At 62.1% G+C, this 19,317-nt stretch carries 23 protein-coding genes and 3 pseudogenes; 14 read left to right on the top strand and 12 right to left on the bottom strand.

The features are described from left to right. Positions 1-545 precede the first annotated feature (545 nt). On the bottom strand, positions 546-1,541 hold the full coding sequence (locus tag NLM25_RS33460) for an MBL fold metallo-hydrolase (RefSeq protein WP_254122002.1): 996 nt from the start codon (positions 1,539-1,541) through the stop codon (positions 546-548). Between the two features lie 242 nt (positions 1,542-1,783). On the opposite strand from NLM25_RS33460, the pseudogene NLM25_RS33465 reads away from it, so the two are divergent. Continuing rightward, positions 1,784-1,957: pseudogene (locus tag NLM25_RS33465) on the top strand (DNA ligase); the annotation flags it as partial. A gap of 102 nt (positions 1,958-2,059) precedes the next feature. Here the strand turns inward: NLM25_RS33465 and NLM25_RS33470 are convergent. Next, on the bottom strand, positions 2,060-2,203 hold the full coding sequence (locus NLM25_RS33470; protein ID WP_375166896.1) for an SDR family oxidoreductase: 144 nt from the start codon (positions 2,201-2,203) through the stop codon (positions 2,060-2,062). Positions 2,204-2,320: 117 nt separating this feature from the next. Here NLM25_RS33470 and NLM25_RS33475 point away from each other — a divergent pair, with 117 nt between their 5' ends. From NLM25_RS33475 to NLM25_RS33490, 4 genes are all read left to right on the top strand, one after another. Then, positions 2,321-2,953 carry a cysteine hydrolase family protein gene (locus NLM25_RS33475; RefSeq protein ID WP_254122004.1) on the top strand — a complete coding sequence of 211 codons (633 nt, stop codon included), beginning with the start codon at positions 2,321-2,323 and terminating at the stop codon, positions 2,951-2,953. 188 nt (positions 2,954-3,141) lie between these two features. Beyond that, positions 3,142-3,645, top strand: coding sequence for a ferritin-like domain-containing protein (locus NLM25_RS33480; RefSeq protein ID WP_254122005.1), 504 nt, complete (start codon positions 3,142-3,144; stop codon positions 3,643-3,645). Positions 3,646-3,898: 253 nt separating this feature from the next. Further along, positions 3,899-4,156 (top strand): response regulator, encoded by a 258-nt coding sequence (locus tag NLM25_RS33485; protein ID WP_254122006.1) that lies wholly within the window; start codon positions 3,899-3,901, stop codon positions 4,154-4,156. A 232-nt stretch (positions 4,157-4,388) separates the two neighbouring features. Then, complete coding sequence (locus tag NLM25_RS33490; protein WP_254122007.1) at positions 4,389-4,874, top strand: ferritin-like domain-containing protein; 486 nt, start codon at positions 4,389-4,391, stop codon at positions 4,872-4,874. A gap of 14 nt (positions 4,875-4,888) precedes the next feature. Here the strand turns inward: NLM25_RS33490 and NLM25_RS33495 are convergent, their stop codons facing one another. Genes NLM25_RS33495 through NLM25_RS33510 form a run of 4 tightly spaced genes read right to left on the bottom strand, consistent with a single transcriptional unit; the run spans position 4,889 to position 6,894 of the window. Then, on the bottom strand, positions 4,889-5,377 hold the full coding sequence (locus NLM25_RS33495; protein WP_254122008.1) for a DUF3147 family protein: 489 nt from the start codon (positions 5,375-5,377) through the stop codon (positions 4,889-4,891). Continuing rightward, entirely contained in the window at positions 5,374-5,721 is a 348-nt protein-coding gene (locus NLM25_RS33500) for a DUF3147 family protein (protein ID WP_254122009.1), read from the bottom strand. Before NLM25_RS33500 ends, NLM25_RS33495 begins: the two co-directional genes overlap by 4 nt. Further along, complete coding sequence (locus NLM25_RS33505; protein WP_254122010.1) at positions 5,718-6,323, bottom strand: cupin domain-containing protein; 606 nt, start codon at positions 6,321-6,323, stop codon at positions 5,718-5,720. The genes NLM25_RS33500 and NLM25_RS33505 overlap by 4 nt, the downstream gene beginning before the upstream one ends. Then, on the bottom strand, positions 6,310-6,894 hold the full coding sequence (locus NLM25_RS33510) for a phosphatase PAP2 family protein (protein WP_254122012.1): 585 nt from the start codon (positions 6,892-6,894) through the stop codon (positions 6,310-6,312). Before NLM25_RS33510 ends, NLM25_RS33505 begins: the two co-directional genes overlap by 14 nt. 153 nt (positions 6,895-7,047) lie before the next feature. Here NLM25_RS33510 and NLM25_RS33515 point away from each other — a divergent pair, with 153 nt between their 5' ends. The 6 genes from NLM25_RS33515 (at position 7,048) to NLM25_RS33540 (ending at position 10,999) form a co-directional block, all read left to right on the top strand. Then, positions 7,048-7,485, top strand: coding sequence for a SemiSWEET family sugar transporter (locus NLM25_RS33515; protein ID WP_254141312.1), 438 nt, complete (start codon positions 7,048-7,050; stop codon positions 7,483-7,485). 51 nt (positions 7,486-7,536) lie between these two features. Then, complete coding sequence (locus NLM25_RS33520; RefSeq protein ID WP_254122015.1) at positions 7,537-8,133, top strand: hypothetical protein; 597 nt, start codon at positions 7,537-7,539, stop codon at positions 8,131-8,133. Between the two features lie 78 nt (positions 8,134-8,211). After that, the gene (locus NLM25_RS33525; RefSeq protein WP_254122017.1) at positions 8,212-9,159 is read left to right on the top strand and encodes a DUF3618 domain-containing protein; all 948 of its coding nucleotides are present in this window, start codon (positions 8,212-8,214) and stop codon (positions 9,157-9,159) included. A 12-nt stretch (positions 9,160-9,171) separates the two neighbouring features. Then, complete coding sequence (locus NLM25_RS33530; RefSeq protein ID WP_254122019.1) at positions 9,172-9,852, top strand: hypothetical protein; 681 nt, start codon at positions 9,172-9,174, stop codon at positions 9,850-9,852. Next, the gene (locus tag NLM25_RS33535) at positions 9,849-10,265 is read left to right on the top strand and encodes a phage holin family protein (RefSeq protein WP_254122020.1); all 417 of its coding nucleotides are present in this window, start codon (positions 9,849-9,851) and stop codon (positions 10,263-10,265) included. The genes NLM25_RS33530 and NLM25_RS33535 overlap by 4 nt, the downstream gene beginning before the upstream one ends. Further along, positions 10,262-10,999, top strand: a complete 738-nt coding sequence (locus NLM25_RS33540) for a hypothetical protein (protein ID WP_254122021.1) — start codon at positions 10,262-10,264, stop codon at positions 10,997-10,999. Before NLM25_RS33535 ends, NLM25_RS33540 begins: the two co-directional genes overlap by 4 nt. 83 nt (positions 11,000-11,082) lie before the next feature. On the opposite strand, the gene NLM25_RS33545 is transcribed toward NLM25_RS33540, so the two are convergent. Both NLM25_RS33545 and NLM25_RS33550 read right to left on the bottom strand, forming a co-directional pair. After that, complete coding sequence (locus NLM25_RS33545) at positions 11,083-11,346, bottom strand: GlsB/YeaQ/YmgE family stress response membrane protein (RefSeq protein ID WP_249759731.1); 264 nt, start codon at positions 11,344-11,346, stop codon at positions 11,083-11,085. Positions 11,347-11,397: 51 nt separating this feature from the next. Then, positions 11,398-11,853, bottom strand: a complete 456-nt coding sequence (locus NLM25_RS33550; RefSeq protein WP_254122023.1) for a YidB family protein — start codon at positions 11,851-11,853, stop codon at positions 11,398-11,400. Between the two features lie 272 nt (positions 11,854-12,125). Here NLM25_RS33550 and NLM25_RS33555 point away from each other — a divergent pair, with 272 nt between their 5' ends. Further along, positions 12,126-14,054 (top strand): AI-2E family transporter, encoded by a 1,929-nt coding sequence (locus NLM25_RS33555; protein WP_254122025.1) that lies wholly within the window; start codon positions 12,126-12,128, stop codon positions 14,052-14,054. Positions 14,055-14,097: 43 nt separating this feature from the next. Here the strand turns inward: NLM25_RS33555 and NLM25_RS33560 are convergent, their stop codons facing one another. After that, entirely contained in the window at positions 14,098-15,228 is a 1,131-nt protein-coding gene (locus NLM25_RS33560) for a YihY/virulence factor BrkB family protein (RefSeq protein ID WP_254122027.1), read from the bottom strand. Positions 15,229-15,454: 226 nt separating this feature from the next. Between NLM25_RS33560 and ligD the strand changes: the two are divergent. Next, positions 15,455-16,402 (top strand): annotated as a pseudogene (gene ligD / locus NLM25_RS33565) (non-homologous end-joining DNA ligase). Positions 16,403-16,430: 28 nt separating this feature from the next. Here the strand turns inward: ligD and NLM25_RS33570 are convergent. Next, positions 16,431-17,256: pseudogene (locus tag NLM25_RS33570) on the bottom strand (ribonuclease HII). A gap of 246 nt (positions 17,257-17,502) precedes the next feature. Here NLM25_RS33570 and NLM25_RS33575 point away from each other — a divergent pair. Beyond that, the gene (locus tag NLM25_RS33575) at positions 17,503-17,808 is read left to right on the top strand and encodes a hypothetical protein (protein WP_254122031.1); all 306 of its coding nucleotides are present in this window, start codon (positions 17,503-17,505) and stop codon (positions 17,806-17,808) included. On the opposite strand, the gene NLM25_RS33580 is transcribed toward NLM25_RS33575, so the two are convergent. Both NLM25_RS33580 and NLM25_RS33585 read right to left on the bottom strand, forming a co-directional pair. Continuing rightward, positions 17,757-18,068: a hypothetical protein gene (locus tag NLM25_RS33580; protein WP_254122033.1), complete on the bottom strand. Its 312-nt coding sequence runs from the start codon at positions 18,066-18,068 to the stop codon at positions 17,757-17,759. The genes NLM25_RS33575 and NLM25_RS33580 overlap by 52 nt on opposite strands. A 23-nt stretch (positions 18,069-18,091) precedes the next feature. Then, on the bottom strand, positions 18,092-19,201 hold the full coding sequence (locus tag NLM25_RS33585) for a DUF1236 domain-containing protein (protein WP_254122035.1): 1,110 nt from the start codon (positions 19,199-19,201) through the stop codon (positions 18,092-18,094). Between the last annotated feature and the right edge of the window lie 116 nt (positions 19,202-19,317).

Here is a 19,317-nt window from a genome sequence, read left to right on the forward strand (position 1 = left end):
AAGAGACTGCACGAAGAGGTTGTACAACTGAGCTCTGCCTGTAGCGAACGACCCCTGTCGAGGTTTGGTATACGTGGGAAGTGCACTTGGAGGAAAAGGGCTGGGTCGACATGGCTGATCTCCGTCGCGCCATGACATTTGCTCGGGCGAAGTGGCCGAAGAAAACGTAGTGGCTGCCCCTTGCGGGCTCGAACCCGGACCTGTCACCGGACGTCCGGGCTGCCGCTGCTGCGTTCCATCAACGCTTTTAGCCTCCAGCGTCCGCTTCACCCCGGAAGCCGACCCCGACGAGCCGGTCCGGCATTTCGCCTAAGGGCCACGACCGGACACATGCACCGCAGCAAACAACAGACGTCGGTGCGCCAACGGACAAGATAAAACAAGCCGCCGGTGGCGATCCGGCTAACGTATTCAGGGAAGCAAGACGTGGGTAGATGGCTTGCGGGAGAGCCACGGTGCGCAGTCGATAAACCGCGCCGCTCTGCCGTGCAACGCCAGGGTCCCGGCTGTCCGGGACCCTCGCCGGCTGGCAAAATTCCCAACAGTCAGGTTGGGCTCAATGGGATCAACGTCATTTCCTCAGGATAATAGCGGAAGCCATCGCCCTGCTTCGCCACGTGGCCGATCCCCGGCCAAGCGAAATGATAGGCGAGCAGGCGCGTCCGGCCCTCCGCCAGCATGTTGAGCACACGCACCCGGCTCTTCGCCGACTGTTTGGCGTCGGTATCGTACATGAACTCGGTCAGGGGTTTCTCCAGAAGCAGGACCGGGTGGTGAGCGAGGTCGCCGATGTAGCACAGCGAGTCCTTGCCGGAATTGATCATGAAGACCGTGTGACCAACCGTGTGGCCCGGCGCCAAGATCGCATGAACACCGGGCAGGATTTCCTCGCCGTCCTTGATGAAATGCATCCGGTCCTTGTTCGGCTGCAGATTCTTGCGCGCCGTATCGAGAAAGACCTTGAACTCCGACGGCACCTTGGTCTCGTCAGTCCAGAAATCGTAGTCCGGCTGCGTGATGAAATATTCGGCGTTCGGGAAGTGACGCGATCCGTCGTCCGCCATGCAGCCGCCGCAATGGTCGATGTGCGCGTGCGTCATCACCACCGCGTCGACGTCTTTCGGATCGATTCCCGCCAGCTTGAGGCTGCTCATCAGCCGGCCAGTCGTCGGACCGAATAGCGTCAGGCTTCCCATCCCAGTATCGAACACGATGAGCTTGTCACCGGTATTGACCACCAGCGCGTTCTGCTGGAGCACCGCGTTGCTGAGCGGCAGGAAGTTGTCGGTAAGCTGCTTGTCCATCTCGGCAGCGCTAAGACCATTGAAGTTCTTGTGGGGGTCGCCGAGGGGCAGCGGCCCGTCGGTCACGATCGTTGCTTCAAAATCGCCGATCTTGAAGCGATAGAACGGGGCAACCTGGGTGCCGAGCTTCGGGGCCTTGGCGAATGCTGGGCTGAGCGAGCCGAGAGCGCCCATCGTTCCAACTGCAGAGGCTCCGATCAGCAAGTTACGGCGTGATACCGCATCGTATCTGGCCATGTGCTTCCTCCTTTTCGTCGCATCATTGGCGCTTATGCGCGAGCGAACGTTACCGCAGCCTGGGCCGCGCTTCGAGCAGAAAGTCGCAAAATCCGGATTGAGGTCCGGTCGCCCCGAGCATGCTGCCGATGCCTGTCGTCGCAAAAGCCGTTCCGAAGGGAGAAGTGCCTCGACCTATTCATGAACGGATTGCAGTGGGCTTGTGATCGACTACAACGACCTTTCGTGCCCCAAAGGTCATCCTCCAAAAGCGGCTGAAGCCCTTGATCCGGAAGACGCAGCTCTACGCGAAACGGATCGCCCACAAGGGCATCTGGGTCGAGCCGAAGCTGCTCGCCGAGGTCGAGTATCGCGCCAAGTCGGCTGAGGGCAAGGTGCGACATCCCTTTTTCAAGGGCCTCCGAGAGGACCTATGACGGCCCATAGGGACGCGGAATTCCAAGCTCTCAGCGCGCGCGGTCCGCCTTCTCGCAAGGACGATCTCCGAAATGCATCTGCCGGCTCGCCAGGTCCGTTGGTCAGCGACCGGTGAATCCGCCGTCCACCGGCAGGACGACGCCGATCACGCAACTAGCGGCCGGGCTGCAAAGCCAGGGTGCCGCGGCGGCGACCTCCGGGCGGCCCAGCCGTCCGATCGACTGCTCCTTCATGATCTCGGCCATCGCCTCGGACTAACCGTGCGGCATTTCCGCTGCCCATATGCCTGCATCGACCATCCTCCTTGCGATAAGGAACCAGGCACGCGCCGGTCCGTTAGAAGCGGCTGTCGAGGAAGAGCAATGTCCAAAGACGACCAGCTCCGCTACGGGGCGCCCGGCGAAAGCGCCGTCCATCACTGCGTCGACATGCAACGCATGTTCGCGGAGAACACCGACTGGAAGATGCCGTGGCTGCCGCGGGTCCTTCCCAACGTCGCCGCCATCGCCTCAGCGCACGCCGAACGAACCATTTTCACCCGCTTCATCCCTGCGCGGACAGCCGGGCAGGCCGGCGGCATGTGGCGGCGCTACTACGAACGCTGGAGCTCGATGACGATGGAGCGGATAGGCCCGGAGATGATCGAGCTGGTGCCGGAGCTTGCCCGCTTCGTGCCGCCCGCGCGCACGTTCGACAAGCACGTCTACTCGCCGTGGATAGGGACCGATCTCCACGCGCAACTGCGCGGCGCAGGCGTGGACACTCTCATCGTCACGGGGGGCGAGACCGATGTCTGCGTGCTCGCAACCGTCCTTGGCGCGGTGGACTGGGGTTTTCGCGTCATCCTCGCCACCGACGCGGTCTGCGGCTCCGCCGACGAGACGCACGATTCCACGATGAACATCTACCTGAACCGGTTCGGCCAGCAGGTCGAATGCGTCGCGACCGAAACTCTCCTCGCCGCGTGGCCTGGAACGGCGAGGCGTTGGTCGTGAGCATGGCATACCGCGTTCAAAACCTGCTGCCCAAAGAGACCGGAGCGCGCCCTGCGGGAGAGGCTCCAGAAGGAGCTGGACCAGGAAGAAATCGTCATCCGCGCCCAGGAAATCATCCCGCTTTGAGGGCGCGAGGAACGGTCGCAGGCGCCGATCGTTTGCTGTCCAAACCCAACCCGGAGGACACCATGGGATTCTTTACCAAGGACATCAAGTCACTGAACGACCTCTTCGTGCACACGCTGCGAGACATCTACTACGCCGAGCAGCAGATCGCGAAGAACCTCCCGGACATGATCGACAAGGCGAGCGACCAGACGCTGAAGAACGGCTTCGAGACCCATCTCTCGGAAACCAAGGACCAGATCACGCGGCTCGAGAAGGTATTCCAGATGCACGGCGTCGAGGCGAAGGGCGTCGACTGCCCGGCGATCGACGGCATCCTGAAGGAAGCGAGCGAAGTCGCGGGCGACGTGGACGACAAACAGGTCCTCGACGCCGCCCTCATCGCCGCCGCCCAGGCCGTGGAGCACTACGAAATCACGCGCTACGGCACCCTGATCGCCTGGGCGAAGAAGCTCGGCCGGGACGATTGCGCCTCCGTCCTGCAGCAGAACCTCGACGAGGAGAAGGCGACGGACCAGAAGCTCAACAAGCTCGCGCTGAGTGACGTGAACCAGAAGGCTGCCTGAGGCCTTCGCTCGCGCTACGTCGCGGACAACTCATTCGATCGAACGCCCCGCGCATTCGCGGGCCCGTTTTCACTTCCGCAGGCGCGGGCGCGATTATCCCATGTGAATCGCGGACCGACCCACGGCTTCGGTGGTTCGAGATCGATTAGGCTTGTCAGATTCTTCGGGTGTTGCCGGTGCGTATCCTCGTCGTTGAAGACGATCCCCTCATCGGCGAGTTCGTCGTCGAGTCCTTTGCGAGGAAGGCTTTGACGTGATCCATGCGGCGAACGGCGAGCAGGCGCTGTCCTGGTGCGGGCGCCAAGCTGCGGATGTGCTGGTCACGGACATAAAGCTGCCTGGCGGAATCGACCGCTGGGAGATCGCCGAGCGCCGCCGCGAGCAGCATCCTGGTCTGCCCGTCATCTATACGACGGGCTTTTCGCCCGTCACGCCCCGCCCGGTCCCCGGCAGCCTCACGCTGCAGAAGCCGTACCATCCGGAGCAGATCGTGGAAGCCCTAGCGAGGTGACGACCGGACGGACGCCGCCCAAGGCCTAGCTCTTGCGATTGGTGAAGCTGGCGTCGCCGGGTTCGGCGCCGATGGTCAGAACGCGGAGGAACCGAACGGGGTCTCACTTTCATGAGTGCTGCCGAGGGCGCCCTTGCGGGCCGCGGTCGCCGATTGTCGCGGACGGGAACCGCGAAACGGCGCGCGCGTTCCATTGCCATCATTGCGAGAGGAAAAGTCGATTATCAAAACCATGGACGACCTGCTGACCCACGGTCTGCAGGACATCTACTACGCCGAACAGCAGATCGTCAAAGCGCTGCCGAAGATGATCGACAAGGCTACCAACCGCGACCTCGTCACCGGCCTGAAGAACCATCTCGAGGAGACCAACAAGCAGGTGGGACGACTCGAAAAGGCCTTCGCCAAGCTCGGCAAGGAGCCCAGCGGCACCAAGTGCCCCGCCATCGACGGGATCATCAGTGAGGCCGACGAGACGGCCGGCGAGATCGAGGACAAGGCCGTTCTGGACGCAGCCATTGTCGCCAACGCGCAGGCCGTCGAGCACTACGAAATGTGCCGCTACGGCACGCTGATTGCCTGGGCCGAAGAGCTCGGCCACGACGAGATCGTGCGCTTCCTCACCACCAATCTGAACGAGGAAAAGGCGGCGAACACCAAGCTCAACACGGTCGCTCTGCGCAAGGGCGTCAACGCGAGAGCCTTCACCGCGGCCTGACGATTAGACCAGCATCAGAAGGGTCGGCTACGCGGCATGGCGGGCCGGCCCTTCTCGCGAGCAGCCGCCCGTCGGTCCGACCTCATCTTGCGTCGCACGTGCCAGCTCGCGACCGAGACCGCCAACCAGGCCAGCGAGGCGCCGACGAAAGCGCCGGCAATACTCCGTTCGACCAAGAGCCAGAACACCACAGCGAACGCGAACATGCTCACCGACCCCAAGGCGGCGCCGGCGGAATCGAGCGCGGCCGCCATCTGTCCCCGTCGCTCCCCGGAAAGGCCGGCTTCGCGCTTGCGACGGATTTCATGCTTTTCGATCAAGGTGGCGCTGGCGCAGAAGATTGCCGGCAGCGCGAGCAAGAGACCGCCGATCGAAGCGCCGTATCGGCTGCTGATGAGGCCCGTGAAAACCGTCGCGGCGCCGCCGAGCGCGAAACGAATGACGTACTCATACCAGCGTCCCTCCCGCAGTGACGAGGGCGAGACGCGGATGGGCGTGGTCATGTTTGACCTCCGGCTACGACCCACAAGCCGAAGGCCGCGGCGAGCCAGACAACGATCGACATCAGGCTCGCGGGCAGCGCCCTCACCCGCGCTCGAACGAGAAGCTGCCAGACAACCACGCTGTAGACGGCGAGCGCGACGGCGCCAGCCGTCATCGATCCCGTCTGGACGGCGGCATAGCCGGCGCCGTGCTGATAGATCGCGATCCCGAGCGTTGCGAGGGCAACGGATGGCGCGGCCCCGAACAAGCCGGCAAAGCTCTTCGGCCTCAGGACGTCGCCCAGCATCGCGAAGGCGGAGACGACCGCGCCGCCGATCAGAAAGCGGAGCACGTACTCGCTCACTTCGGCCTCCTCCAAAGCTTCGCAAGCGGCCCGGCGGCGCCATATACCGGATCCTTGCGTGGGACCGGCACCTTCGAAATTGTCTTCAACGCGCGCGGACGGTCCTCGACCGCCGTACATTCATCGTAAGTCCCCGTTGCCGGATAGGCGCCCACGACGAGAAAATCGTCCTCTGCCGACAAGCACTGGTGGCCGGTCCCCGCCGGCAGGATAGCGACATCGCCGGCTTTCAGAGTGTAGATCCGACCCTTGTTGCCGCCGAAACGTACCCGCCCCTTGCCACGCGCGATGCCGAGCACCTCGTGAATCCGGGAGTGATAGTGCACATAGTCATAGATACCGTCGCGCCAGCTATCGGCCCCGCCGTTCGCCTCGAAGAGATCTTCCATCACCGCAGCGGGGTCATTCTTCCCGTCAAGGTCGATCGCCTTTCGGTAGATGATCAGCGGCCATCTGGGATGATTGGGAATAAGACCGTCGTCCTTGAAGCGAACGGTCTCAGGCTTCCGCTCCCGCACAAGATCGGGGGCTCCTTTTTTTCCGGGACGGCGCAGGCCAGTCGCGCGCTCTGCATACTCCTTCAGGTCCTCAAGTATCGGCATGGCCGTTCTCCATCGATTCGTCGGCGGCATATCCGGTCCAGAGGCGAAGGATTCGCTCCAGCACGGCGCCGAACACGAATCCGGTTACGACGTCGCTTGCCCAGTGCGCCAGCACAGCTACGCGCGTGAGCGACAGGCCGATGGCGAGCGCGCGGATCGCCCGGCGAGTTCCAGGCGGCAAAGGTCCGACCGCGGACGCCAGCGCACCCATATGCTGCGCGTGCCCGGAGGGGAACGCGTTCTTGCGCTTCCCGGAGAACGAGATGCCGTGGACATGTCCGAGCACCGTTCTACGATCGGGGCGGGTCTGGTCGAACAGAGACTTCATGCCGTGGGGCAGAAGCGAAGCGGCGACGGTGACCAGTAAAGCGTGGTTGCCCGCCCGGCGTAGCGCCTCGCCTTGCGTCCGGGTCGCGAGCCAGCCCGCCGCTGCGAGCGCCAGCAGAATCTTCTCATCGGCTCCCCACGTAAGCCCACGTGCAATGATCTCCGCTCGATGATTGGTGCTGCGAGCCACCGTGCGGGCAATCCGCACGTCTGCTTTCGAGGGCTTGACGGTCGCAAGAGCCATTGCTTCGTCCGGTTGATCTACCGGAGTTTAACGCTGGAGACAGTTCCCGGTTCGCTTCGGAGCAACCATACTTTCAAGCCGTTGTTGAAAAAACGAATTGGCGGTCCGATGAAGAAGCGGATGGCGCGAAAATCCTTGCTGACATTGGCCGCCATGCTGGCGCTGGCTGTTCCTGATCGGAGGACAAGATTCCGGTGCGGTGCATGCGGATTCCGGCGCCATTACGGAGAGCGCCGCGGCGGCGGCCGGCGCCAGGGTCTAGCCGACCGATCCTCCGCTAAAGGTCGAACCCAAGTAATCCAGAACCCTTGTTCTCGTTCGCTCCCTACATCGGTCGCCGCGCTCCTCGCCTCGCTCTCCTACCTGACGCAGGTCCGGAAGGCATGGCCGCGCGGATCCACCGGCGACCTATCGCTCGGCATGCTGTCTGCGCTCACGGTGGGACTTGGGCTCTGGGTCATCTATGGAGCTATCGAGGGCGACTGGGTCATCGTGCTGGCCAATATCGCCGGCGCGACGCTGTCGGGCGTCGTCCTGGGCTGCAAAGTTCGGGATATGCTGGCCCAAAGCAGACCCTCCGCAGGAGGTTAGGCCACCAGGAACTCCTCCCGACTTTCAGCGATTTCTGATCCGAAGGAACGCTTGAGCACAGGTCGTAAAGCGGATCGCCGCAGTGACGGATGGAATCTCGCGACAGCGCTGGGACTGCTGGCCGTGGCGTTTCTGTGGGATCGCATCGCGCCGCCCGAAAAAGCGCCTAGAACGAAGGATGACGCTGCCTTCTCCACGAAGGAAGATAACGATCGGCATGCCTCGCCGGCCGAGCTTGCGACGGAGTCCGAGGCCGCGGACGCCACGCCACGTCGCCCGCGGAATTCCCGCGCGGGGATGAAAGGACATTCTCTGGCGGTCTACGGCAACATCGGCGAGCCCCGCGTTCTCGCGCTCGCCGCCGGCATGACCTACTACAGCCTTCTGGCGATCTTCCCCGCCATCGCCCCGCGCGTTGCAATCTACGGCATCTTCTCCGATCCCGGCAGCATCGCAACTCGCCCGGCTTTGGCGTGGACCCTACACTACCTCTGTCGCGGCCAAGCAACGGCCACCGCGCCGCGAGTTCCACGGCTTGCCTGTCACCCGCGAGGCCGTGAAGCAAGCATTGGCCCAATCCCGCGCGCCGTATCGAGAACGACTCCCGTCGACCTTCTGCGGAGAGATCCGCACGGCAGCCGTCCTTAAAGGTCCGTAGGACGCGAGGAACGATCAAATACTGCGCGAGTTCGTCATTAAATCAAAGAATCAAAGGAGGGTGTCGCGATGACGCGATCCGTGGAGGAGTTGAGACGTGAGTCCGAGCGCAGCCGCGCAGAGTTGGCGGCGACGGTGGGGCGATTGAGGGAGCAGATATCGGGCACCGCCGACGACATTCGCCAAAAAGTCTCGCCGCAGCACATCAAATCCGAAGTCACCGAATACATCGACCAAAAGACCCAGAGTTGGATCGACGGGCTCAAGCAACAGATCATGGACAACCCGATGCGCGCTGTGGCCGCGGGGGCCGCAGTCGGTGTCCCGCTGCTCCGCTTGATGCGAGGTACGCCGCTGCCGCTTCTCATGATTGGAGCCGGGCTGGCCCTGACGTCGAAGACAGTACGGGACCGCGCTGCAGAGGTCACCGGTCCGGTCATGGATAAAGCGGAGCGCATGCTTGGGGACGTAACGGAGGGCGCCCGAGCGATGCAGGGTGACGCCAGTGAGACGCTCTCCGCCGCCCAAAATCGAGCCGCGGGGCTGGCAGGTGACGCGCAGGGCAAGGCCGCTGGTCTCGCCTCTGATCTGCGGCAGGCTGCAGGTTTCGCAAGCGAAAAGTTCAAGAGCGGCATGGACGCAGCCCAGGATGCCGCTGCGAACGCACCTGACCAGGCCCGACAGACCATCGGCGACAATGCCGCGCTGATCGGAGGCTTGGGCATCGCGATCGGCGCCATCCTTGCTGCCGCTCTTCCCGAGACCAAGACTGAAGCCGAGGTGATGGGCCGGGCGAGTGACGGAGTGAAGCAGGCTGCGGCCGCCGCCGCGCAATCTGGATTCGAGGCGGCGAAAGAGGCGACCACATCCGCGGCAGATGCGGCGACGCAAAAAGTCGCCGAGGCCGATCTGGGCAGCCACACTAGCCGTATGACGCAAAACATGGCCGACACATTGAAAGAGGCTGCCGACGACGTGGTCAAAGCCGCCTTTAGTCCCTCTCAAACCAACACTTAAAGGATCACCATCATGAGCGATTTGGACCCGCACAACGTGACGCAGTTCGGGAAGAACCAGGGCAAGGGCACCGCCAAAGACATCAAGGAACAAATAAGTGATGCCGGAGCGGAAGTGAAACAGCGCGCTGGCGACGCCTTCCGGGCATCGGCCGACGCCGCACGCGACAAGTTCGGCGAGGCCGCGGATGCGGCAAAGGAGGTTGCGGAAGGAACCGTGGACCAGATCCAGAGCCAGGCGCGCGAGCAGCAACGTTCGGGCGCAGATTTCATCGAGCGTCTGGCAGGCAACATCCGCGACGCGGGCCGCGCGTTTGAGGCCGACGTGCCGTTCGCCGCGCGTGGCATCGATTCCGCCGCCGACTACGTCGCGGACGCCGCACAGAAGATCCGGGATGGAAGCTTCAAAGACCTCGTTGAAGGCGCGACCGATTTTGCCAAACGTCAACCCGCGGCCTTTCTCGGGATATCGGTGCTGGCAGGTTTCGCGGCCGTGCGCTTCCTCAAGGCGTCGGGAGGGCAGTCGTCCTCCGCGGCGCAGCGCGACATGACTGATAGAACAGCGTCGGAGGGCGGCTGGAAGCCGAGCGCGAGCTCGTTCTCGCCGGGCCAACAAACCCGGCCTCAGGACTCCATGCATCGCAGCTCCGATACGAAGCAAACCTCGTCGGCACAGGGCAGCACGGTACCATGAGCATCGAGCGCGATATCAAGACCAGCCAGAGCGAATTTAGGGCCATCTCGACGCTGCTCGGCGATGCCATGGCGCAGTTCGCCAAGCTCTTCCAGAACGAGATTGACTTGGCAAAAGCTGAGCTTGGCGACAAGCTGCAGAAGATCGGCGGGGCGCTGGGCCTGATTGTAGGTGGCGCCGTTCTGGTGATCCCGGCGATCGTCATGGCCCTTTTTGCCCTGTCGGCCGCATTGATCTCGGCGGGATGGTCGCCGCCGGTCTCCTATCTGACCTCGGCAGTCATCGCGGCGGTCATCGCCGCCGTCCTGATAGCCATCGGCATCAGCCGACTTGATGCGCGTCATCTAGCCCCCCAGGAAACGATCAGCCAGCTCGAAAAGGATAAGGATACCGTGAAGGAAATGGTGCGATGAGCAGCACAAACATCAGCTTTATGGACAGTTTGGTCACCGCCGCCCGGGAAAACCCCCTCGCCGCAGCGCTGATTGGGGGCGGCGCGCTCTGGTTGCTTGCCGGCGACCAGAGGCTGAAGAGTGCGGCGCGATCGGCGACGGAGGCCGTTGCATCCGCCGCCGACGTCGGAACGAGTGGTCTCAAGTCGGCGGCATCCGCCGTCAAGCAGACCGTAGCGCCTCCGACAGCACCTGAAATGGACGACGATCGGGCAATGGGCGTTAGAGACACGTTTGAGGGCACGACCACTGCCGCTTCCGATGCGGTGTCGGGAGCAGCCAACAACGTCCGCGACCGCTTCGACGAGGGGGTCGCCTTCGCACAGGACCAGTTCAACAAGCTTGGTCGCCCGTTTCCAGATAAAGAAACCATCAACAGCGCGAGGTCGTCACTTGCCGATATGCTTGAACGGCAACCCCTCGTGCTTGGAGTCGTGGGTATCGCGATCGGTGCAGCGGTGGCAGGTGCGTTTCGTGCGTCCGATATGGAGAACAAGTATATCGGCGACGTCAGCGACGATGTGAAGGCGGATCTCAATCGACGCGCGGGTGCGGTGTCGCAGGCGCTGCGGGAAGCTTCGGACACCGTCGTCGCAGAGATCAGCGACACCGGGGCTGAACTTGTGGACCGCCTCAAGCAAACTGGCTCGGATGCCGCCGCAGCTGCGCGTTCCGAGGTGAAGTCGCCTTCATGAGTTCATGAGTTATCGCGGGAGCGCGCCGGCGGCACGCTCCCCGCGACCTGATCGGGCAAGATACAAGCCTGGCTTTCTACTGTTCAAATCACGCGCCTTTGGCGCCCGGCGAAGAGACCATACACAAAGAGTACGATGATGGCGCCGACCACGGCACCGATGAGTCCAGCGCCTTCTCCGGGACGGTACCAGCCAAGAGCCTGACCGAGGTAGGTCGCAACGAAGGCGCCGACAATGCCGAGAATGGTCGTCAGGATGAACCCGGAGGGTTCGTTGTCGCCTGGCATGATGAATTTTGCGATGACTCCCGCGATAAAGCCGATGATAATCGTCCAGATAATGCTCATGGTCCGCTCCTTCGAATAAACAACGGCAACCGTTCAAGGGCCATCCGACAACTAAGAGGTTGGTATCCGCCCCTCGGGTGTGTACCTGTCGATGGCCTGCGGCAGTTCACGCGAGAGCCTTGCGAGGATTTCGTCGTGAGACAGCCCGGTCTCTTTCTCGAGCTTGTCCAACACGTCGGGCCCGATTGCTTCCCGCAGTTGCGGAGGCGAGATCTCCTTATTCGGCTCAGAGCTGACCCAAGACTTCGCCACGTCGCCATGGCCGTTTTGGTTGAATTTCTCCAAGAGCTCGCCGATTCCTCCCTGAAGCAGTCCTCCGACACCCGCTCCGCTCAGCATGCCAGTGAGGTTGCTGAGCAGGCCGCCAAGCGGCTGTTGGGCATTGGAGGGCGCGAGAGATCCGGATCCCGGGCCTTTGAGAAACTCCGCCAGCTTGTCTCGATTCTGGTAGCCGGCGATCGCCAGCATCCCGAGAAGTGCAGTCATGGACGGCATTCCGCGACTCATTTGCGGGTCCTTTCAGGTTGAGACAGCTCGAACTCGGAAAGCCCCAGCTCTGTTCCTATGCGCCGACACTCGAAGGGTCGCGCTGATCGCAAGGGCAGATAGGAGCAAGAAGGGCTCGGCTTGGACTCACGAATGACGAGTGCTTGCCTCAGGCAACCGCATGCCTGCGTTTATCAGAAGGTATCTGCGCAATCTTCGTGGGAACGTTTGGCAGAATGACGGGTTCGGCTAGGCGCTGCGCCCCTTCGAGGGGCCTGCTTCATAGGGCTGCCATGGCTAACGCGGATCGCTTCGAACCCTGGGAAGAGGAGCGTGTTCCCGCGGCGTCCGGCCCGGCCTCAACCCTCTTATCGCTGCAGGTCGGCGTCGCTATCGTAGCTGCGCTTTACCTCGCACGAGAGGTACTCGTCCCGATTACGGTCGCGGTTCTTCTGTCGTTCGTCCTGTCCCCTTTGGTGAACTTTCTTCGGCGGTTGCGGCTCGGTCGGATCCCGTCAGTGCTTATCGCCGTGCTTTTTGCGATCGGAATTATTGGCATCATCGGCACGATCATCGGCTCGCAAGTTGCACAATTGACGCGCCATGCTCCCGAATATGCGGAAACCATCGAAAAGAAGATTTCGACCGTGCGTGAGTTGGCGCTGGACAAGATGTCCGGCGTACTTGAGCATTTTGGATATGATGCGAAGCCTAGGCAACCTATCGTGCCGCCGTCGGCGCCCAAGATCGACCGGTCGGCCGGCGAGCAACAAACGCTCGGAAACCAGCCGACAAACCCATTAGCTCTGCTTGAGAAATACCTGTCTCCCGTCCTGTCACCATTTGCCACGTTCGGCATCATCGTGGTGGTCGCCATCTTCGTGCTACTGCAGAAGGAAGATCTGCGGGATCGTATGATCAGATTGTTCGGCTCGACGGATTTACATCGAACCACCGTGGCGATGGACGACGCTGCGAAGCGATTGAGCCGCTACTTCCTTGCCCAACTCGGGCTCAATTCCGCATTTGGTGTCGTCATCGGGGTAGGCCTCTATTTCATCGGCGTGCCCAACCCCCTTCTCTGGGGGATCCTTTCCGCGTTGCTCCGATTTGTGCCCTACATCGGATCATTCATCTCGGCGGGCCTGCCCATCATACTTGCAACGGCAGTTGACACGGGCTGGTCTATGGCGATCTGGACGGCTGCACTTTACGTCGTCATCGAACTGCTCGTGAGCCAAGGCGTTGAGCCCATCCTCTATGGCCATAGCACCGGTCTATCTCCGTTTGCGGTCGTGGTTTCGGCCATATTCTGGAGCTGGCTCTGGGGATCGGTCGGGCTTGTCCTTTCGATGCCACTGACACTGTGCCTGGTCGTTCTCGGCAGGCACGTGGACCGACTTGAATTTCTTGATATCCTGCTTGGCGACAGGCCCCCGCTGACGCCGGTCGAGAGCTTCTATCAACGTATCTTGGCAGGAGATGCCGATGAGGCCCAAGACCATGCAGAACTCCTGCTGGACGAGCGCTCCTTGTCCTCCTATTACGACGAGGTCGCGCTCAAGGGTTTGCAGCTTGCCGCCAACGACGCCGAGCGCGGTGTGATCGGTCATCGGCAATTGGAAAAAGTCAGGAATACGATTTTCGGCCTGATACGGGAGCTGGCGACCTATGATGATAGCCATCCGTCTCGGTCCGGAGAGCCGCCGGCTGGCACTCCGAAAGACCAGCGGCCCGTTGCGGAAGCGCCTCCGCCAGATACGATGTTGAACTCTCAATCGCTATCGGCGCAATGGCGGGGCGAGAGTCCGGTGTTGTGCCTTGCTGGCAAGGGCCCTCTCGATGAATCCGCAGCTGCGATGCTGGCGCAGCTCCTTGAGAAACACGGACTGGGAGCAAGGGTTGCGAGCTATCATGAAGCCTCGCGTGAAGGGATCGGCTCTTTGGAGGTGACGGGAGTCGCTATGGTCTGCATTTCTTACCTCGACATACGGGGCAATCCTTCGCATTTGCGCTACCTGCTTCAGCGCCTGAGACGAAGGCTTAGGGGTGTTCCCATCCTCGTCGGTTTATGGCCCGCAGAAGACGAGGTTCTCAAAGACAGAGCGGTGCAGACAGCGGTGGGTGCGGATCACTACGTCACATCGCTGCGAGCAGCCGTAGATGCGTGTGTAGCTGAAGCCCGCCGGGGATCCCGCCCAGCATCTTTGTCCTCAATGTAATCCTCAAAGCTACCCGGCTCGACGAGCTGCGCCACCTGCTCATTCACGAACCTTGTGCCGCACCTACCGTGTCCGCGACTCGGGCCCCGCGCGCGCCGATGCGGTCTGGGGGACCCGTGGTGGTGTCGCGGGCGGTCTGATGCTCCATCTCGGCGTCGATCTCGGCGCCTAGGAGAACAACGATGGCTGAGATCCATAGCCAAGTCATGAAGCCGACGATTGCCCCAAGCGATCCGTACGTCTCGTTGAACTTGCCAAAGCTGGCGGCGTACCAGGAAAACAAGCCGGATACGGCGAGCCAAAGGAGCGCCGCGATCGCGCTGCCCCACGTGACCCAGCGCCATTGCGCTGCCTCTCGGCTGGGGCCATAGCGGTAAATCACGGCCAGGGCCAACGTGAGTACCACGAACATCGCAGGCCATCTGCCGATGCGCAGCAGTAGGTCACCGCTATTGGACAAACCTACATAGTTGAGGAGCACCGGAACAGCGACGATAGAGCCGAGAGCCGCTATGATGAATAAGATGCCTCCGAGCGTAAACGCCAGTGAAACAGCGTTCAGCTTGAAGAACCCACGCTTCTCGTCCTCCCCATGGACGATGTTCATGGTGTCGAACAGCGACTTCATGGCGGCATTCGCACTCCAGAGAGACGTTGCTAGTCCAATCAGGAAGGTGACGCCGAGCGTGTTGGAGCCCTTGGAAGCCACCCGGGTCATCTGCTCTCTCGCAACATCCAACGCTCCACCCGGCAAGAATCCACCAAGCTGATCGAGGTGTTTGCTGATGGTCATGGGATCAGAGAAGAGCCCGTAAACCGCAACCAGCGCGGCGATCGCGGGAAATATGGCAAGGATGCTGTAGTAGGTCATCCCTGCGGCAAGAGCCATGATGCGATGTTCAGAGATGTTGTTGTAGACCCGGAGCAGGATATCCTTCCATCCCTTCGCCGGGATCTCGGATGGCGAGGCGGCGTGCCGACCTCGGCCGTCTTCCCCAACTCGCGCGTCGGCTCTCGCAGGAGGGGCGGGTGACCTTCTCGAAAGTTGCGCCGCGTCCTCGGGCGGAGCCATTCGTTCAACGACAAAAGCTACTGCAAGCAGGCCGATAGCCGTAGCCAATCCCCATTTGCCAAGCTGTTCTTGCTCACCCGATTTTGTCAAAATATCTCTCATGTTGCTCTCCGAACATCCAATCAAATCCGGTCGAGAGCGTTCCTTTTTCAGTTTCTGCGCAAGCGATAGGGCGAGGACTTCTTTGCAGTGAGGCGTAGGCGGCAGGCGAGCTGGTGGCTGTATAGATTTGGGCTCTGCATTCCCAATTCCGCCGAAGCTCTCCCTTGTCGGGCGGAACCCACGATGCTTCCCGCTCGTTCGTATCCATTTCCGGCTTTTATCGTCCATGCCTCGAAAATCGCGCTTGCCTCTTCGCCTGCAGCCCATGCTGGCCACGCTGACGGATGCGCCGTTCGACGATCCGGATTGGGTCTTCGAAGACAAATTCGATGGTTTCCGCATGGTCGCGGAGATCCGGAGCGGTCAGGTCGCGCTCTACAGCCGCAACGGGAAGATCATCAGCCACTCCTATGTCGAGGTCGCGAAAGCACTTGAGGGCGTGAAGGCGGGCGCCGCAATCGACGGCGAACTCGTCGCGATCGGGAAGGACGGCGTATCCCATTTCCAGTTGCTTCAAAACGCCCTGCGCCACGAGGCTAAGCTTTTGTACTGCGCGTTCGACCTCATGTTCGCAGACGGCGAGGACCTGCGTGCGCTGCCGCTCCTCGAGCGCAAGAAGCGGCTCAAGGCCATCCTGCCGCGCCACAAGCTGATCGCGTTCAGCAACCACCGCAAAGGCAGCGGCACAAAGTTCTTCGCAGAAGCAGAGCGGAGACATCTCGAAGGCATCGTGGCCAAGCGCGCCGATAGCCCGTATAACTCTGGACGCCGGACCGCGGACTGGCTGAAGGTGAAGACCGCGCAGCGGCAGGAGGTCGTGATCGCCGGCTTCACGGCGCCGAGGCGAACCCGGCCCTTCTTCGGCGCGCTCGTGCTGGCGGTACGCGAAGGGGGCGCATGGCGGTACATCGGCCACGTAGGCACCGGCTTCAGCCACCAGGTTCTCGAAGAGCTTCACGGCAAGCTCGTGAGGCTCAAGACAGGCAAGTCGCCGTTCTCCGCCAAGGTGAAGGACGAGCGGGTCACGACCTGGGTGCGTCCTTCGTTGGTCGCGGAAGTGAAGTTCGCCGAGTGAACCAGCAAGGGAGAGCTGCGCCAGCCGATCTATCTCGGCCTGCGGTCCGACAAAAAGGCCAAGGACGTCGTTCGCGAAAAGAGTGGGTCGCGAAAATAGCGCCGCCGAACAGAGACGTCCGACCCGGTCAGCCGGCTTCGCGTTCGGCTGCTGAAGGCCACGGCGGCAGGGGCGGCAACCCCCAAGAGCCTTGCGTACGGGTCCGAACACCGACGGTGAGCTGCGCATGCACCAAGCCTGGCGAGCGCTTCGTGGTGAGCCGGCACGGGGTAGCCCTTGTGATCCGTGAAGCCGTAGCCGGGGTGACGAATGTCGAGTGCCCGCATGACCGTGTCGCGCTCGACTTTCGCGAGGATGGAGGCGGCCGCAATGCTGGCGGACTTGGCGTCGCCCTTGATGATCGCCTGCTGAGGGATGTCGACTTCCTTCAACCGCTTCGCGTCGATCAGCAAATGCTGCGGCGTCAATCCTAGTCCCCTGACCGCGCGCTGCATGGCCTGGATGCCCGCCCAATAGATGTTGATCGTGTCGATCTCCTCGACCTCCACGAACGCCACACACCAACTCTCTGCCTTTGCCTTGATCTCCTTCGCGAGCTCTTCGCGAGCCGCGGAGTCGAGTTTCTTCGAGTCGTCGATCCCAACTATTCGCGTGCCGGGTTTCAGGATGACGGCGCCAGCGGAGACTGGCCCGGCGAGAGGACTCAACCCGGCCTCGTCCACGCCTGCCACGGCATGAACGCCGCTCTCCCAGAGAGAGGTTTCAAAACTGAGGATCTTGCGTAGGCGCTGTCCTTCGGACCTGTTTTCGTAACGCCGCTTATCTATAGAAGCCAGGATGGCACGGGCTCCCGCGCCCGTGTCGGCCCGCAAGATCTGCTCGACACTGGCTTCGAGCGGTCTTTTCTCGACGACATAACGACGACGCAACTCATCGAGTGAATACCGGGACATGTAGGCCTTCGTGAAGACTGATTGTGCAGGTGTGTCCGTGAAATTTGTGACGATTGTCTGAAGTTGTCTTCACCGCCATCGTCGCCTGCACAGCGTCCCTTGGAAAGGGACCGCCGGCTCCAGCTGAGGTCCCGGTATGGAATCCACACCTAGTACCCGCCGACCTCGGAACGGAACCAACTGCTTGTTTTCAGTCCTTTAGAAAGAGCGGAGCCTCGATCCCAGGGTGCTTCCGAGGGGCAAAGCATGCTCCGACAGACCGGCAACGAAGAACAGGTTCTGGACCGCACCGCTGAAGTGGCAGCCACCATCGCGGAAGAAGGGCTCCGGTACGTCAGTGACTCCGCGCCCGGCTACACGCGCAAGCGGACCGGTGCGACCTTCAGCTACTACGAAAAGGATGGAAAGCGCATCACCGATGCCGCCGTCAGCCGACATCCCATGATCCCCACAGGAATCGACGGAGAAAGGGGCCGCTGGGAGCGGCCCCCTTTCCTAGTTCACCAGCTCCGGGTGCCGAAGCTGAAACCGATGCTCGGACCACCGCCGTAGCCCCGATCGTAGTAGCCGGGACCGCCGCCATAGTAGCCATAGCTCCGGCGGACCACGTAGCCGTCGTCCCCGCCATAGTAGCGCTGGACGTAGCGGGGGCCGCGGGCCCGGTAGCAGCGGCCATACTCGCTGCAGACGAGACGGACCTGCTCGGTGCCGCTAAGCTCGGTCGACGCTATGGCCGAAGGCGCGAGCGGCGCGGCATTCGCCGACGCCGCCATCAAGGTTGCCGTGAGCGCTCCCAGCACGATTGTCTTCATGGATATTCTCCTTCGCTTTTGGATTAGTCGATCTCTTCGATGATGCGACGCTCATGGGGTTCGACGATGTAGGTGCGGCTGTCCCGGTTGATGTAGCGGTACTCGCGAAGTGTCGGAGCATCCCGATAGACCTCCTCGGGGAAGGCCTCGATCTCCACGCCCTCCGGCACGCGCTCGCCGGCCCGAATCTCGGTCCGGACCGAGCTGCCGGTGGTCACCCGCTTCTCGCGCTCGACCGGGCGCGCCTTGGCGTGCTTGCGCACGACCTCGCGATCGCGGTCGCTGAACGTCATCTTGCGCTGCTCGGTGCGCGCCGGTGCCGCCGCCGTCGAACGGCCGGAATACGGCAGGACCGTCACGATCTTGTAGGTCGAGGGCTCGATGATCACGATCTCGTCCTTCACCAGCACGAAGTTGTAGCCCCGATACTGCGGCACGATCTCGACGACCTCTGCCGGCAACGGCTGCAGGCGGATGTCGCGGGGGACGACGGCGCCCACCGACAGGGAGAAGTTCACGTTGGTGAGCGGCTGCACGTTCAGGTGTGATATTGACGCGCTGATGCGGGTCCGCTGCTGGTCGTTGATGTTCACCGACGCGTTCACGTTGGTGTTCGACGAACGATCCGCCGTGTTCTGCTGATTGATCGGCTGCTGGACGGTGCTGGTCGAGCCGCTACCAGAGGGCGACTGCGCCTGGTTGGTGGTCGAGGACGGCGGATTGGCGTTCTGCGTCTGGTTGTTCGTGTTTGAAGTAGTATCGGTCTGCGCCTGGTTGGACGGCGTCGTGGACTGGTTCGACGGCTGATTGGTCTGGGCCTGGTTCGTCGAATTGCCCGAGGCGGGTGCCTGCGTGGTGTTGGTGCCCGTCCCGGAATTGGACGGCTGGCTACCGGCGGTTTGGCCGGTCGACGACGGAGACTGGGTTTGAGCCGAGTTGCTCGAAGGATTGGTCTGAGCCGAGCCCGACGAATTCGACGGCGTCGACGTCGAAGAGGACGGCGTCGATGTGGAGTCCTTCTGCTGCTGCGTTGCGGACGGACTGGAGCTCGACGTGCTCGGCGAAGATTGAGCGAAAGCCGAAGTCGCGATCGCGACGGCAGCGGTCGTGGCCAAGAATAAACGCTTGTTCATCTCTGAAACCTCCTAAATGCGGACCTCGGTTAACCCGAAGGGTCGGCTTCGGTTCCGTTTCGGGAAAACTCGGCAATCAGGGATCCGATTTCTTCTGCGAGCCGCATAATTGGTGC

Source organism: Bradyrhizobium sp. CCGB01 (genome assembly GCF_024199795.1).
Taxonomy (GTDB): domain Bacteria; phylum Pseudomonadota; class Alphaproteobacteria; order Rhizobiales; family Xanthobacteraceae; genus Bradyrhizobium.

Excerpts from the sequence above, each read along its gene's own strand:
- NLM25_RS33525 (WP_254122017.1), top strand. The coding sequence starts at position 8,212 with ATGACGCGATCCGTGGAGGAGTTGAGACGTGAGTCCGAGCGCAGCCGC.
- NLM25_RS33470 (WP_375166896.1), bottom strand. The coding sequence starts at position 2,203 with ATGGCCGAGATCATGAAGGAGCAGTCGATCGGACGGCTGGGCCGCCCG.
- NLM25_RS33495 (WP_254122008.1), bottom strand. The coding sequence starts at position 5,377 with ATGACCACGCCCATCCGCGTCTCGCCCTCGTCACTGCGGGAGGGACGC.
- NLM25_RS33505 (WP_254122010.1), bottom strand. The coding sequence starts at position 6,323 with ATGCCGATACTTGAGGACCTGAAGGAGTATGCAGAGCGCGCGACTGGC.
- NLM25_RS33540 (WP_254122021.1), top strand. The coding sequence starts at position 10,262 with ATGAGCAGCACAAACATCAGCTTTATGGACAGTTTGGTCACCGCCGCC.
- NLM25_RS33480 (WP_254122005.1), top strand. The coding sequence starts at position 3,142 with ATGGGATTCTTTACCAAGGACATCAAGTCACTGAACGACCTCTTCGTG.
- NLM25_RS33530 (WP_254122019.1), top strand. The coding sequence starts at position 9,172 with ATGAGCGATTTGGACCCGCACAACGTGACGCAGTTCGGGAAGAACCAG.
- NLM25_RS33475 (WP_254122004.1), top strand. The coding sequence starts at position 2,321 with ATGTCCAAAGACGACCAGCTCCGCTACGGGGCGCCCGGCGAAAGCGCC.
- NLM25_RS33555 (WP_254122025.1), top strand. The coding sequence starts at position 12,126 with ATGGCTAACGCGGATCGCTTCGAACCCTGGGAAGAGGAGCGTGTTCCC.
- NLM25_RS33515 (WP_254141312.1), top strand. The coding sequence starts at position 7,048 with ATGCTGGCGCTGGCTGTTCCTGATCGGAGGACAAGATTCCGGTGCGGT.
- NLM25_RS33460 (WP_254122002.1), bottom strand. The coding sequence starts at position 1,541 with ATGGCCAGATACGATGCGGTATCACGCCGTAACTTGCTGATCGGAGCC.
- NLM25_RS33560 (WP_254122027.1), bottom strand. The coding sequence starts at position 15,228 with ATGAGAGATATTTTGACAAAATCGGGTGAGCAAGAACAGCTTGGCAAA.
- NLM25_RS33510 (WP_254122012.1), bottom strand. The coding sequence starts at position 6,894 with ATGGCTCTTGCGACCGTCAAGCCCTCGAAAGCAGACGTGCGGATTGCC.
- NLM25_RS33585 (WP_254122035.1), bottom strand. The coding sequence starts at position 19,201 with ATGAACAAGCGTTTATTCTTGGCCACGACCGCTGCCGTCGCGATCGCG.
- NLM25_RS33490 (WP_254122007.1), top strand. The coding sequence starts at position 4,389 with ATGGACGACCTGCTGACCCACGGTCTGCAGGACATCTACTACGCCGAA.
- NLM25_RS33545 (WP_249759731.1), bottom strand. The coding sequence starts at position 11,346 with ATGAGCATTATCTGGACGATTATCATCGGCTTTATCGCGGGAGTCATC.
- NLM25_RS33535 (WP_254122020.1), top strand. The coding sequence starts at position 9,849 with ATGAGCATCGAGCGCGATATCAAGACCAGCCAGAGCGAATTTAGGGCC.
- NLM25_RS33575 (WP_254122031.1), top strand. The coding sequence starts at position 17,503 with ATGCTCCGACAGACCGGCAACGAAGAACAGGTTCTGGACCGCACCGCT.
- NLM25_RS33580 (WP_254122033.1), bottom strand. The coding sequence starts at position 18,068 with ATGAAGACAATCGTGCTGGGAGCGCTCACGGCAACCTTGATGGCGGCG.
- NLM25_RS33550 (WP_254122023.1), bottom strand. The coding sequence starts at position 11,853 with ATGAGTCGCGGAATGCCGTCCATGACTGCACTTCTCGGGATGCTGGCG.